This window comes from Pseudomonas sp. BYT-1, from assembly GCF_023611805.1.
Classification (GTDB): Bacteria; Pseudomonadota; Gammaproteobacteria; order Pseudomonadales; family Pseudomonadaceae; genus Aquipseudomonas; species Aquipseudomonas guariconensis.
The window spans coordinates 4,669,805-4,683,395 of the sequence record NZ_CP072559.1 but is presented as its reverse complement, the minus strand read 5'-3'; the positions used below and the strand labels follow the sequence as shown (position 1 = coordinate 4,683,395).

Below are 13,591 nucleotides of genomic sequence, written 5' to 3'. Positions count from 1 at the left end.
CGCCGTATCAGAGTGGGCGCAGCAACCCGAAGCGTTTGCGCAGCACCTTGTCCAGCAACCGCCGGGGCAGCAGCCGGGCCAGCAGTGGCAGGGCCGTGCTGCCATTGCCCAGGCGTACCACGGCAGGCGTCGGGCGCTTGTGGGTCGCTGCCAACAGCCCTTGGGCGAACACCGCGGCTGGCGTGGGTTTGTCCTGGGAAGCTCGGGCCCGCGCCTGGATGTAATCGCGCAACGGCCACCACGGCGAATCCGCCGCCAGCACCCCTTCGGCTTCACGTTGAGCGTTGTCGGCGAACTGCGAGGCGATGGCTCCGGGCTGCACTTCCATCACGCGAATGCCGAACGGCGCGAGCTCCAGGCGCAGGGCATCGCTCAGGGCATTCACGGCCGCCTTGGAGGCGCAGTAGGCGCCAGCGAACGGGGTGACCAGTACACCCGACACGCTGCCGATGTTCACCACCAGGCCCCGGTTGCGACGCAGCAGCGGGAACAGCGCGCGGGTGACCCCGACCACGGCAAAGACATTGGTCTCGAACTGCTGGCGCATGGCCTCGACGCCACCGTCGAGCAGGGGCCCCATGGCGCCGTAGCCGGCGTTGTTGATGAGGATGTCCAGACCACCATGGCGGTCCTGCAGCTCGTCGGCCAGACGCGCCAGGTCATCGGGGTGAGTGACATCCAACTGCCGCGCCGCAAAGCCTGCGGCGGCCAGTCGTTCGACATCCTCGGGCTTGCGGGCGGTGGCCCACACGTGGTGGCCGGCATCGCGGAAGGCGTCGGCCAGGGCGCGGCCGATGCCGCTGGAACAACCGGTGATCAGGACGGTGGGCATGGGTTCAGGCCTGTTGGCAGAGGGGATGGATATGAACTTGTGTCGGCTCCCTCGCGGGTTACTCGCGAACGGCTCGACACCGGCAACACATTAGTTGGCGAATGTACCTTGCAGATGTTCGGCACGAAATTCCAATGTCTGCGGCCGGTACCCACTGCGCAGCGGCGGCAGGGGCAGGCAGTCGGTCCATTCGGCGCCCGGTTGCAGCTCGCCGGGGCCTCGGTAGCGCGGGGCGTTGTAGGTGTTCTCGGCCAGGTTGACGGTGTCACCTGGGGCATAGGCGGCGACGCGCCAGCGCAGTTCGGTGAGGGGCACTGAATTGCCGTTCTTCATGTGCACCTGCAAGGTGCGATCGGCAGGGCACTTGTCGGGGGCGTAGCTCAGGCGCAGGTCCAGGCGCGCCAGCTGCGAGGCTTCGCGACTGTCCTGCCACACCACCCCGAGTGCCACCAACCCGAGGCCGAACACCGCCGCCAGGGAAATCGGCAAGGCCTTGGCCGGGTAGCGCAGCAGCAGAACCAGCCAGGTGAGGATGAGCAGGGCGCCAATGAGCATGTCGTCCAAATTCCGTTTCGAGGATTTGGGTATCTTGGAGTTGCGAGCTTCAAGCTTCAAGCGGCAAGCCACAAGAAAAAAGCAGGGCGGTGGTGAATCCGAATGGTCGGTTCACGCCGCCCTGCTTTTTTCTTGCAGTTTGCCGCTAGCGGCGAGCCGCTCTACTGCGCAATGGTCTTGATCGAGATGCCGCGTTCCACTGGCGTCGAGGTGCGGCCATAGACATCTTCGAAGCGCTCGATGTCATCTTCGCCCAGGTAGCTGCCGGACTGTACTTCGATGATCTCCAACGGGATCTTGCCTGGGTTGCGCAGGCGGTGGACCGAGGCGATGGGGATGTAGGTCGACTGATTCTCGGTGAGCAGGAACACGTTCTCGTCGCAGGTCACCTCGGCGGTGCCGGACACCACGATCCAGTGTTCGGCGCGGTGGTGGTGCATCTGCAGCGACAGGCTCGCGCCCGGCTTGACGGTGATGTGCTTGACCTGGAAGCGTCCGCCCATGTCCACCGAATCGTACGAGCCCCACGGGCGGTATACCTCCAGGTGGTTCTGGGTCTCGCTGCGGCCTTGCTGGTCAAGGGTGTTGACCAGTTGCTTGACGCCTTGGACCTTGTCTTTGTGGGCGATCATCATGGCGTCCTTGGTCTCGACCACCACGATGTTCTCCAGGCCGATCACCGACACCAGCTTGCCGTTGCCGTGGATCATGCAGTTGTGGCTGTCTTGCACCACCACGTCGCCCTTGGTGACGTTGCCGTTGTCGTCTTTCTCGTGCACTTCCCACAGCGACGACCAACAACCCACGTCGCTCCAGCCGGCCGACAGCGGTACCACGCAGGCACGCTGGGTCTTTTCCATCACCGCGTAGTCGATGGAGTTGTCCGGGCAGCAGGCGAAGGTCGCAGCGTCGATGCTCAGCACGTCGCTTTGTTCGTCGCTGCGCTCCAGGGCCAGAAGGCAGGTATCGTAGATGTCCGGGTCGTGCTTTTTCAGCTCTTCGAGGAAGCGGCTGGCGCGGAACAGGAACATGCCGCTGTTCCAGAAGTAACCGCCGGCGCGGACGAACTCGTTGGCGCGCTTCTCGTCAGGTTTCTCGACGAACTGCGCCACGCGCGCCACGCCCTCGGGCAGCAGGGCATCCTGGCTGGAGCGGATATAGCCATAGCCGGTTTCAGGCTTGGTCGCCGGCACACCGAACAGCACCATCTCGCCGCGCTCGGCGGCCACGGTGGCCAAGGCCAGGGCGCGTTGCAGGGCCTTCTGGTCCTCGATCACATGGTCGGCCGGCAGCACCAGCATCAGCTCGTCGCGGCCTTCGTTGACCAGCTTCATCGCGGTGATGGCCACCGCAGGCGCGGTGTTGCGACCGAAGGGCTCCATGAGGATGCCCTGGGTCTGCAAGTTGAGTGCGGCCAGTTGCTCCTGGACGATGAACTTGTGGTCCTTGTTGCAGACCACGATCGGGCTGTCCATGCCTTCGAACACCAGGCGCTCCAGGGTTTGCTGGAACAGGGTGTGCTCACCGGTCAGGGCCAGGAACTGCTTGGGGAACTGCTTGCGCGACAGAGGCCACAGACGCGAACCGCTACCACCAGAAAGAATTACCGGAATCATGATGTTTCTCCAAAAGGTCGATAGGGGTTTGAATCAGTTGCTGGCAACGGGACGGGTGACCCAGACCGGCGACAGGTTGCTGCCGGAACCTGTGACATAGAGCACCGCGGCTTCACCGCGCTCGAGGGCGACCGGCTTGAGGTCGCTGACTTTCTTGTCGCCTTCGTAGAGGGCCAGGCTGACCTTGACCGGGTTGATCTCGCGCTCGCCACGGCCTTTGGCGGCCACAGGCTTGACCACTTCGGTCTTGCCGTCGGCAGTCTTGAGGGTCAGCGACTGGTCGCTCAGGTTCTGCACGCGCACCAGGGCTTTCTGCTTGTTCTTGAACGGGGGTTCTTCGATCAGTTGCGGGCTGCCGCCAGCGTTGTTGACCAAGGTGTAGTACTTGTCCGCGGCCAGTTTGACCGGGACGCTCTTGCCGCCGACCTGGGCGGTGTAGTCACCTCCGGGCAGGAAGCTGAAGTCGCTGCTGGCCTGGGCGCCGACCGGCTTGATCTGGGTGTTGCCCACCGACGCCGCGGCAGGGCTGGAGGAGGCGTTGTACAGGCGCACGAAGGTCGAGCCTTTTGGCGCGCTCGGGCCATAGAGCGCCGCATCGGCGCCGGCCAGGGCCTGCAGCGAGAGCAGGGACAGGCCCGCAGCGAGGGTGAAGGCTTTAGCGAAGGAAGGTTTGTTGGTCATGTTGATGTCCTCTTCAGTGAACCGTCCGATTGGACGACAGGGCCAGGTTTTCTTCGGTCTTGCGGGTGTTCTTCAGCTGGGCGATCCAGGTCGGATCGAAGGCGCTGAGGTCGTTCTTCATTGGCAGATAACGTTCGGGGAATTCCCACACCACCACTTGCGGGGGAGCGTCCTTGAAGGCGTCGCTCTGCAGGTACTTGAGCATTGGCAGCAGGGGGCCATGGCCGTCTTCGGCGTAGTTGGCCACGTCGCTGCGCAAGGCTTGCTGCAGGGCGCCGAGGAAGTTCCAGTGCGGGTTGGCGCTGTAGCTGGTACCGACCAGCGCCACCGGGATCCGGGTTTCGGCGAACAGCGCGTCGCCTGCTTCACCTTCGGCCTCGACCGGACGGGTGCTGCGTTGCTGCAGGTTGTCCGGTGAGGGCAACAGGTTGCTGAACAGTGGGTCCAGCGGCAGGAAGTTGGTCAGGTCGCCCTTGTAGGGGCTGGTGGCGCCGGCTTCGGTGATGAACGCCTGCGGGTCGCCATTGAGCAGGCTCTGGCGCGACACCGCCTCGGCCAGGGCCTGGGCCGCGACCTCGGCACCCATGGGCGTCCAGTGGGTGTCGGTGCGCAGGAACACCTGGCCACGGGCCTTGGCCTGCTCCAGGGGCGCGAGCAGATCCGGAGCGAAGACTCCGGCCTGGCGGGCCTGGGCGTGGAACTGGTGGTACAGGTTCTCGTGCAGGCTGGCCGGTTGGTCCTTGCCCAGGTACTCGGAATAGATCCGCGCCTTGGCCGGGACGATCGCCAGCACCAGCTGCGTGCCCTGGCGCTGCAGGGTGTCGCGCACGCCGCGGATCAGCGCCAGGTTCTCCTGCATCAGCTGCTCGGCGCCTGCAGTGGGCTTGAACTCCTCATCGCTGAACAGCCACTGCTCGCGGCCCAGCACGACGCCCGGGCGGCCTTCGTTGAACAGCTTGTAGTCCAGCGCCGCCCACAGGTTGGTGCCGATGCGTTTGATCGGGAACTGCTCGTCGTAGTGGGTCTCGGCGGCCTTGGCCAGCTTGCCGTTGAGCAGGGTCATCTGCTCGGTGCGGTTGAAGCTTTCAAGGCCGCCCACCGACCAGGCGCCAAGCCCGGTCAGCAGGCCCAGGAACGACAGGGAATAGGTGATGCGTAGTGTCCGGTTCATGGTCCTGTCCTCAGAACTGGAAGTAGAGGAACGGCGAGTAGCTCTGCGCCGAGAGCTTGAGCACCGAGGCAACGAACAGCAGCAGGACCAGGGCGCGGGTCATGACGCGGGTCCAGTCCAGGCCCACGGAGCCGTCGGCGTTGATCTGCACCGGGGTGGCCTTGGGCGTGGGCTTGGCGTTGCGGTAGAAGTCGCGCAGGCCGAACACCGCCAAGGTGACGTAGGCGACCACCAAGGTCGCGACCTGCAGGCCGGTGAGCTGGGCGCGGTTGAGTTCCGACAATTGCCACTCACCGAAGCTGAACATGGCGCCGTACATGCGGCCGGCCACGTGCAGGTTCTCGGCGCGGAAGATCACCCAGCCAACCACCACCAGCAGGAAGGTGAACGCCCACTTGATCGGGTTGAAGCGCTGCGGGTTGGTGTCGATGCCCAGGGCGCGCTCGATGGCCAGCCAGGTGCCATGCCAGGCGCCCCAGATGATGTAGGTGAAGTTGGCGCCGTGCCAAAGCCCGCCCAGCAGCATGGTCAGGAACAGGTTGCGGTAGGTGTTGAAGGTGCCTTTGCGGTTGCCACCCAGGGTGATGTAGAGGTAATCACGCAGCCAGGTCGACAAGCTGATGTGCCAGCGCCGCCAGAACTCGGTGATCGACTGGCTGATGTACGGCTGCTTGAAGTTCTCCATGAAGCGAAAGCCCATCATCAAGCCCAGGCCGATGGCCATGTCGCTGTAGCCGGAGAAATCGAAGTACAGCTGCGCGGTGTAGGCCAGTGCGCCCAGCCAGGCATCGCCCGTGGTCGGGTTCTGCAGGGCGAAGCAGTGGTCGGCGACCACCGCCAGGGTATCGGCGATGAACACTTTCTTGATGAAGCCCTGCATGAAGCGGGTGCAGCCTTCGGAGAACTTGTCCAGGGTGTGGGTGCGGTTGTTGAACTGGTCGACCAGGTCCTTGAAACGCAGCACGGGGCCGGCGATCAGGTGCGGGAAGATCGCCACGAATGCCGCGAAGTCGATCAGGTTGCGCGTGGCCGGGGTGTCGCCGCGGTACACGTCGATGATGTAGCTGATCGACTCGAAGATGTAGAACGAGATACCGATCGGCAACAGCACATGGGTGAGGATGAACGGTTCCAGGCCGAACGACGTGATGATCGCGTTGAGGCTCTCGACGCCGAAGTTGGCGTACTTGAAGTAGCCCAGAATCGCCAGGTCGACTGCCACACCCAGCAGCAGCCAGCGTTGGGCCGGCTTGGTACGCACGCCCGCGGCGCCGACTTTGAGGCCGATCCAGTAGTTCCACAGGGTGACACCGGCGAACAGTGCCAGGAAGTCCACCCGCCACCAGGCATAGAAGATGTAGCTGGCGATCAACAGCAGCAGGTTGCGATAGCGTTGCCCGCTCAAGTAATACAGGCCGAGGAAGATCGGCAAGAACAGGAACAGGAACACGTTGGACGAGAAGACCATCCCGGTTCTCCTTTTTTGTTCACAGCATCCGGGGCACAGCGCCCCCCAAACCCCCCACTCGAAAGTGGGAGATACCTAGGCCCTGTGGGAGCGGGTTCACCCGCTTCCCACAGGGTGTCGTGTCACTTCTTGCTCTCTGCGCTCGGGTCGTAGACCCGGGTCAGGTCTCCGCCTAAGCGGAAACTGTTGAACGGCTGCATGCCGCGCTTGCGCTGGAGGGTGTCGCCACTGCACGCATAGAGGCTGCAGTAGGGCTCCATCCACGAATACTTGCTGTCGATCTTCAGGTCGTGCATGTCCTGTTTCTCGCCGTTGCGGGTCTTGAACGCGCTCGGATCCTTCGACCCGCTGAGCACTCGTTGCGCCAAGCGCTGCAAGGCGTTGTTGTTCTCGCCACGCACGTCCACGCCGTTGACCTGGGCAAAGCTTGCGATCATCGCCAGCGGCGGCAGGGCGTAGTTGTGGTAGGCCAGGGCTCGCTGCTTGCGCTTGAGCTCGTTGGGTAAAAAGCCCTGTTCGTCCACCTGGTTGGCGCCGACCTTGTATTCCTTCACCGCCCAGTCGAACAGGTCGCGCCGGTCGGTGGCCACGGCGGTGGCCATCACCGACCAGGCCGCCCAGTAGCTGTGGTTGTTGATCTTCTCCAGCGGCAGGTCGCTCCAGTCGCGCACGGTCTGTTCGGCCAGGCGCGCCAGCCATTTCTCGATCAGCTCGGCCTCGGCCTGGTGCGCGGCCAACGGCTGGGAGTTGGAGAACTTAAGGCGCAGCCACGAGCCGCTCATGCTGCCCAGCGCCCATTTGCGCATCGACTTGCCGGTGTGGTTGTAGTCGGTGGACGCCAGCGCATCGGCCCGCGCCCAGGTACCCAGCCAGGTCAGGGCGCAGTCGAGCTGGGCCGGGCGGCCATCGCGCATGTACTGGCCGACCATCTTGCTGACGCCACGCTCGAGCGTGGTGATGTCCTCGGTGGACTGGCGGAAGGCCTTTTCGGACGCCTTGTTCAGGGTCGCACGGGCACCGTCGGAGCCTTCGTACTTGCTGCGAAACTGCAGGGGGCCGGTGTAGGGCTTGGGCGCCGGTTCGCAGCGGAAGTTGCCGTCGCCTTTCTTGAGCTTCTCGATGCCTGCGTAGTAGCCCTGTGGCGGCACCAGGCTGCCGGCCTGCGCGGCCGGGCCGAACAGGGCCAGGGCGAGCAGGGCAGGTGCGGTGATTGTGCGCAATGGGTTCATGGTCGCCTCACTGGCCGGCCTGCGCGGTGTTCTGCGCATGACCGGCGAAGTTGTTGCGTTTGCACAGCTTGGCCTCGACTTTCTGGGTGCCGGTTTCCGGCCCCTGGATCTCGAGGGCGAGCAGGTTCTGACTGGCCCAGTCCTCGTCTTCGCGCATCTGGAAGACGAAGCGGCCGTCGGTGTCGGAGGTTTCCGGCTTCTCGATCTTGATGTCCTCGTGGCGGCCGTTGAGGTACCAGAGGGTGGCCTGCAGGACCTTTACCGAGGTGTCCTCGAACTTGATGTCCAGCTGGTGATTGCGGTTGATCAGGTCTTTGATCACACCGCCCTTGCCGTTGACCATCAGCTCGTTCTTACCGGGCTTGAGGGTGGCGCTGGCGCTCATCTGGGCCGGACGGTCGTCACAGCCGTCGTCGAGCAAGGCGAGGATCTGGCGCCAGATGGTTTCCTGATCCAGGCGGTACAGCGGCGAGAACTCCCAGATGAGGATCTTCGGTGGGTTCTTTTTGAACTCTTCACTGCCCAGGTACTGGATCATCGAACCTTCCAGGCCACCACCGGGGAAGGCGACGTTGAGCACGTCGGCACCGATGTACTGCTGCAAGAAGCCCGAGAAGTTGTAGTTCTTGCCGCTGTGGCTGGTGCCGACCAGGGTGATCTTGGCATTGCCCGAATCGCCGAACAGGTCGTCGCCATCGCTCGCACCGCCCTTGGGCTCGGTGGCGAACTGGTCCATGTACTGCACCGCATAGCTGGTGCCGCAAAGTTGCCCGGCGACGTTGTGCAGGGTACCGGTCTTGCCCATGCGGCCGGACTTGTGGGTTTCGAATTCCTTGCGCGGGATGCCTTCGAAGGCTGGCATCTTGTGTACGGTGTCGGCCACGATCTTGGCCGCGCGCTCGGCGCCGTAGGGCGTCCAGTGCTGGTCACCGCGGAAGTAGAAGTCCTTGCCCTGGTCGGCGGCGGCCAATTGCTCGTTGGTCAGCGGCGACAGGTCGGGCACGTTGTAGCCCATGCTGGCGAAGCGCTTGAGCATGGCCTGGTAGTTGCCCAGCGCCTTTTGATAATCGAAGGCGGCTTTCTCGGCGGGGTTGAGCATGTTGCGGTTCACCAGGCCACGGGTTGGCTGGTACACCAGCACCAGTTCCACGCCGCGTTTCTTGAACGCGTCATGTACCTGTTGCAGGCGTTTGTAGCCGGCCGGGGTGGTGTTGAATTCGGTGCGCAGGTCTTCGCGGGTACGGAACAGCCAGTCGCCTTTGGCCTGGACCAGAGTCGTGAAGTTCTGCTGGTAGCGGGTCACGTAACGGCTGGCGTCGTGGGCCTCTGGGCACAGCTGGCAGCAAGGCTCGGCGGTGAAGCTCGGGGCCTGCACATCGGCGGCGCGCACGCCCTGGCTGATGGCCAGGAGGGCGGCGGACAAGCCGAGCAGTTTCATCAGATGCGGAGTCATGGTCTGGGCTTCCTTAATCGATCATTTCGGTCTGGCGTTCGACCGGGTCGATCAGCACGGCCTTCTGCTGGCGCACCAGCAGGTCGAGGATTTCGTCCTGGCGCTCGCCGAGCACGCCGTTGAGGCTGATGCCGTTGGCCTTGCGCGGGGCGAGCATGGAGACCTTGTAGAGCTCGACCGACAGCGGCGAGTCGATCGACAGGGGACCGGAGCCATTGGCCGCCAGTTCACCGCCGACCACGATCAGCGAGACTTTGGCATCGAAGGGGTCCAGGGCGATGTCGCGGTCGGTGTCGGAGAGGTCCTTGATGTGCCCGTACACGCCCACCAGGCCGTTGGCCATGGCGAGGTTTTCGTACAGGCGGATGTTCACGCTGTTGCGCACGCGGATGCCGTGGCGGCGGTTGTTGAGCAGCTTGTTGCCGTAAATCAGGTTGTCGCCACTTTCGTACAGCGTGATGCCGTCGGTGTGGTTGCGGTAGATCTCGTTGTAGGCCACCAGGTTGTTGACGCTGTTACGGTCCAGGACCACGCCGGAGAGCTTGTTGTCGTAGCTCTTGTTGTTGATGATCCAGCTGTCGTTGACCTCACGCGAGACGATGATCCCGTGCTTTTTCTTGGTGCCGTACACAGTGTTGCCGGCGATGATCAGGCGGTGCGAGCGGTCGTGGGGGTCGATGCCGTAGACGATGTTGTCGCGATAGGTGTTGTCCTTGATCACGAAGTCCTGGGTCTCGTAGCAATAGAAGCCGTACCACATGTCGCTGAATTCGGAGCCGATGATCCAGCCGGTAGGTTCCGGACGGCCCATGCGCTTGGCCATGTTCGGCGTGTACTGGGAGATACTGACGCCATACGACTTGGACTTGGCGTAGCCGAAGCTGGCCATCTTGCTGTTGACGATGTAGGTCTCGGTACCGCCCCAGGACAACAGGAACGGACGGAACTCGTCCGGCTTGCGGAAGGTGGCGGGGCCGTTGTCCTTCTCGCGCCAGGCGGTGACCTGGGTGTCGGTGACGAACAGCTTGCCGTCGTTGATCAGGAATGACCCGCCCTCTTGGGACAGGCGCAGTTCCTTGACCTTGCCATTGATCTCCAGCACGCCCTTGCGCCCGACCACGATCGGCAGGCGTGCCAGGTACACGCCCGGCTCGGTTTCGCGCAGGTACTGCTTGGGCACCTGCTTGCTCAACTGCACCAGGTCCACATGGCCATCATCGATGAAGATCGCCTGGGGAATGCCCTGCTGGCGACGAACCCACTCGGCGCCTTTGTTGTCGCCGCCGATGAACTCCTTGAGCGATTCCTCCTGGAGCATGCGGCGCACGCTGACCTTGCCTTTATGGCTGCGGTCGAGCTTTTTCTGAACCGCTTCGGCGGTGTAGCCGGAGAGGTCGGGCAGCTTGGGCGGGTCCATCTGCAACGGCTCGATCGGCGCGCTGGAGACCGTGTAGGTCTTGGCCTGCTGCAATTCCTTGACCACCGGCTTGACCGGCTCGGCATAGGCCAGGCCGCTGCTGGCCAGCAGCAGGGCACTGGCCAGCAGGCCATGGCGAAAATGCGGGTGAAGGTTCATGAGTGTCCTCTCCCGGGCCTCAATAGCGCCAGATCACGTCGACGAAGGCGCGGTGCATGTAGGAATCAGCTTCGCTGCCGTAGGCATCGCCTGGCTTGAACACGCCGGCACGCAGGCGCACCAGGGCCGACGGCTCGTCGATGGCTTGGCTCATCGAAGCCGGCAGCAGGCCTTGCTTGAAGTACTTGGTGACCACCACGTCCATTTCCTGGCCCAGGTCCTTCTCGCCATTGATCAGCGGACGGTTCACACCGTTGTCCTCGACCACCGCGTTGATGCCGCTGGAACCGATGTTCTGCTGGTCATCGACGCGCCAGAACTTGTGGTAGATGAAGCTTGCGTCATAGTCGTCGCGCAGTTGCCAGGAGGCGAACAGGGTGGCCGCCTGCAGGTTGCCCAGCTCGCCACGGAAGGCTTCGCCGAAGCGGTGCACGCGAGAGCGGGTGCCGGTGAAGTTGGAGCGGTTGCTCTCGAGCCCGGTCTGCTCGTAGTTGCTCGAACCGTCGCTGCCGCCACCGCCGCTGCCACGGGCATAGGCCGCACCGACCTGCCAGTTGGGGTCCAGACGCAGGCGTACACCCAAGTCGGTGGCCCAGGCGTTGACATCGCCGCTCTGCTTGCCGGTGGCGACTTGGTCGTTGCCCACGGTCTGGGTGCTGAGGGTGTCGCGATCGCCGGTCAGCCAGGTGACGCTGCCCCAATAGTTGACGGTGTGGTCGTTGCGCCAGTTGTAGGCGTCGCTGTTGGCCTCCAGGCCCAGCCAGGTCAGATCGCCCGTGCGGGTCTTGTCCAACGGGTCGACGGTTTCGCCGGGGTCTTTCAGGCTGCCGCTGTCACTGGAGTGGTGGGCGCGCACGCCGACCCAGTGCCCAGGTGTCCACTGGGTGGCAACGTTGCCGTACACGTGGGTGCGGTCCTTGTCCTCGGGCGCAAGCTCGGTGAGGTCGGTGCGGTATTCGCTGAAGCGCTGTGCCACGCCCAGGTCGGCCTTGAGCAGGGTGGTGTCGAAGGTCCAGTTCAACGCTTCGATGTTGGTGTCGCGCCACATGCCGTCGTCGCTGCGCAGGCGTTGGCGGCCCAGGCGCAGCTGTTCGCCTGGGTAGGGCGTGAAGCCGCTGTAGCCGACCCAGAACTCGCGCATGGCCAGGTAGCTCTTGTCCGGCTTGCGGCTGTCATCGGCGTTGTCCACGGTGCTGCCGTCCTCGGACTGGCGCAGCGTGTCGGTCTCGATGATATCGGTGGCGGCTACTGCCTGGCCCATGGCGAAGGCGCTCCAGTTGCCGCGTTCGCCGTAGACCCAAGGGCGCAGGTCAAGGCCCAGGCCGTTGACGTCACCGCCGGAGCGGGTGCCCAGGTCGCGGTCGTCCTCGGATTGGCCGGTGATCTTGATGTCCAGGCCGAAGTTCTTCTCGGCGGTCATGTCCGCCAGGGTCGGGCACGACCACAGCAGGGCGAAGCTCAGGCCAATGCCGGCTTTCACGAAGGGATTGAGCGTCATAGCGAGTCCTCACCGTCTACTTCTTCTTTTGCGTCGTCTTGCAGGGCTTCGAAGGCCAGGGGGTTGGAACCGACCTGGGCCATGCTGCCGCGTGCCTGCTTTTCCTGGTCCAGCAGGCGCTGGGCCTGGTTGCGCTGGTCAGGGCTCAATTGCGTGTCGAGCTTTTGCAGCAGCTCGGTCGATTGCGGCGACGGGTTGGCCTGGGCCAGTTGGGCGAACACCCAGGCGTTGGCCGGAGCAGGGCGGATGCCATGACCTTCGCTGAACAGTTGGGCCAGGGCGTAGTCGGCGCTGTTCTGCCCGCCACGGGCGGCACTGAGCAGGTGGTCGACGGCTTTTTGCGGCTCGACGTGGCCCAGGTAGCCACGGCGGTACAGCTGGCCGAGGTAATAGTGGGCGCTGACCTCGCCGGCGGCGGCGGCGGCCTGCAGGTGTTCTTCGGCTTTGCTGGCGTCGGCCGGGAGCGTCTTGCCTTCGTAGTAGAGGCGGCCGAGCAACAGTTCGGCGCGGGGCTGCTGGGCCTGACGGCCCTTTTCGATGTAGGCGAGCAACTGGTCGTTGTCGCCCAGCTCCGGGAAGTCGTACACCAACTGCGCCAGGCTCACCCAGGAAGCCGGATTGACCGGGGCGACTTGCTCGAGCAGCTCCTTGGCGGTCTTTTCGTCGGTCTGGCCCAGGCTGCGGTCTGCCAGCACGCGGGCGACGCTGTCGACCCGGGTGGCCGGCACGATGCCACGACCATAGGCGGCCTTGAGCTGCTGGATCAGTGCGGCCTGCTGGTCGGGCTGGGCGCGCTTTTGGTAGACGGTGGCCAGTTCCACATAGCAGATGTCGGTGGTGTCCAGCGCGGCCTTGCAGATTTTTTCGACGTCGCCCAGGTGCTGGTCGTAGGTGCCCTGGGTGCGGTAGAGCAGCACCTGGGCCAGGCCCGCCTCGGGGTTACCGGCGGCGCGCCACTGGTCGATCTGCTGCTGGGCGTTCACCTTGGGGAAGCTCTGCGGGTATTGCAGGTAGAGCATCGCCAGCGGGATCAGGGTGTTGCGCTCGCCTTGCTGGGCGGCGAGCTTGAGCAGGGTTTCGGCCTCCTCGCGCTCGGCCTGGGTAGTGCCAGGCTTGGCCACCAGCAGGCGACCCAGGCGTGCCTGGGCTCGGGGCGAGGTGGCAGCGGCGGCGCGGTAGGTGGCCTCGGCTGCCTTGAGCTTGGCAGGGTCCTGGCTGGCGACCTGGATATCGGCCAGGCCCACTTGGGCATCGCTGTAGCCAAGGTCGGCCAGGGCCTTGTAATTGCGCTCGGCCAGGGCGGTGTCCCCGCGCTTCATGGCCTCGTTGGCCAGGCGCTGGTCGGGCAGGCCCGAGCAGCCGGCCAGGGCGACGGCCAAGGCCAGGCCGCACCAGGCCAGCGGGCGAATGCTGCGCGCAGGGCTCGATTCGATCCCTGTGGGAGCGGGTTTACCCGCGAACAAGGCCCCGGCCGCTTGCAGCGGTGTCATACGGTTCGAAGGGTTCATGGTC

At 64.4% G+C, this 13,591-nt stretch carries 11 protein-coding genes; all 11 read right to left on the bottom strand.

Going from position 1 to position 13,591, the window contains the following annotated elements; all coding sequences use genetic code 11:
- Positions 1–7: 7 nt before the first annotated feature.
- A complete protein-coding gene (locus tag J5X93_RS21860; RefSeq protein ID WP_250033975.1) occupies positions 8–832 on the bottom strand; it encodes an SDR family oxidoreductase in 825 nt (274 codons plus the stop codon).
- Positions 833–922: 90 nt separating this feature from the next.
- The gene (locus J5X93_RS21855; protein ID WP_043207411.1) at positions 923–1,387 is read right to left on the bottom strand and encodes a hypothetical protein; all 465 of its coding nucleotides are present in this window, start codon (positions 1,385–1,387) and stop codon (positions 923–925) included.
- Positions 1,388–1,548: 161 nt separating this feature from the next.
- Positions 1,549–3,003, bottom strand: coding sequence for a mannose-1-phosphate guanylyltransferase/mannose-6-phosphate isomerase (locus tag J5X93_RS21850; RefSeq protein WP_043207412.1), 1,455 nt, complete (start codon positions 3,001–3,003; stop codon positions 1,549–1,551).
- 33 nt (positions 3,004–3,036) lie between these two features.
- Entirely contained in the window at positions 3,037–3,684 is a 648-nt protein-coding gene (locus tag J5X93_RS21845; protein WP_043207413.1) for an alginate O-acetyltransferase AlgF, read from the bottom strand.
- A gap of 13 nt (positions 3,685–3,697) precedes the next feature.
- Complete coding sequence (locus J5X93_RS21840; RefSeq protein WP_250033973.1) at positions 3,698–4,855, bottom strand: alginate O-acetyltransferase; 1,158 nt, start codon at positions 4,853–4,855, stop codon at positions 3,698–3,700.
- Positions 4,856–4,865: 10 nt separating this feature from the next.
- Positions 4,866–6,323: an MBOAT family O-acyltransferase gene (locus J5X93_RS21835; RefSeq protein ID WP_070576265.1), complete on the bottom strand. Its 1,458-nt coding sequence runs from the start codon at positions 6,321–6,323 to the stop codon at positions 4,866–4,868.
- 122 nt (positions 6,324–6,445) lie between these two features.
- Positions 6,446–7,552, bottom strand: a complete 1,107-nt coding sequence (locus J5X93_RS21830; RefSeq protein WP_043207417.1) for a mannuronate-specific alginate lyase — start codon at positions 7,550–7,552, stop codon at positions 6,446–6,448.
- A 7-nt stretch (positions 7,553–7,559) separates the two neighbouring features.
- Complete coding sequence (locus tag J5X93_RS21825) at positions 7,560–9,005, bottom strand: alginate O-acetyltransferase (protein ID WP_182942310.1); 1,446 nt, start codon at positions 9,003–9,005, stop codon at positions 7,560–7,562.
- Between the two features lie 13 nt (positions 9,006–9,018).
- A complete protein-coding gene (gene algG / locus J5X93_RS21820; protein WP_182816359.1) occupies positions 9,019–10,581 on the bottom strand; it encodes a mannuronan 5-epimerase AlgG in 1,563 nt (520 codons plus the stop codon).
- Positions 10,582–10,600: 19 nt separating this feature from the next.
- Entirely contained in the window at positions 10,601–12,079 is a 1,479-nt protein-coding gene (locus tag J5X93_RS21815) for an alginate export family protein (protein ID WP_043207420.1), read from the bottom strand.
- Positions 12,076–13,587: an alginate biosynthesis TPR repeat lipoprotein AlgK gene (gene algK / locus J5X93_RS21810; protein WP_232092067.1), complete on the bottom strand. Its 1,512-nt coding sequence runs from the start codon at positions 13,585–13,587 to the stop codon at positions 12,076–12,078. Before algK ends, J5X93_RS21815 begins: the two co-directional genes overlap by 4 nt.
- Positions 13,588–13,591: the final 4 nt, after the last annotated feature.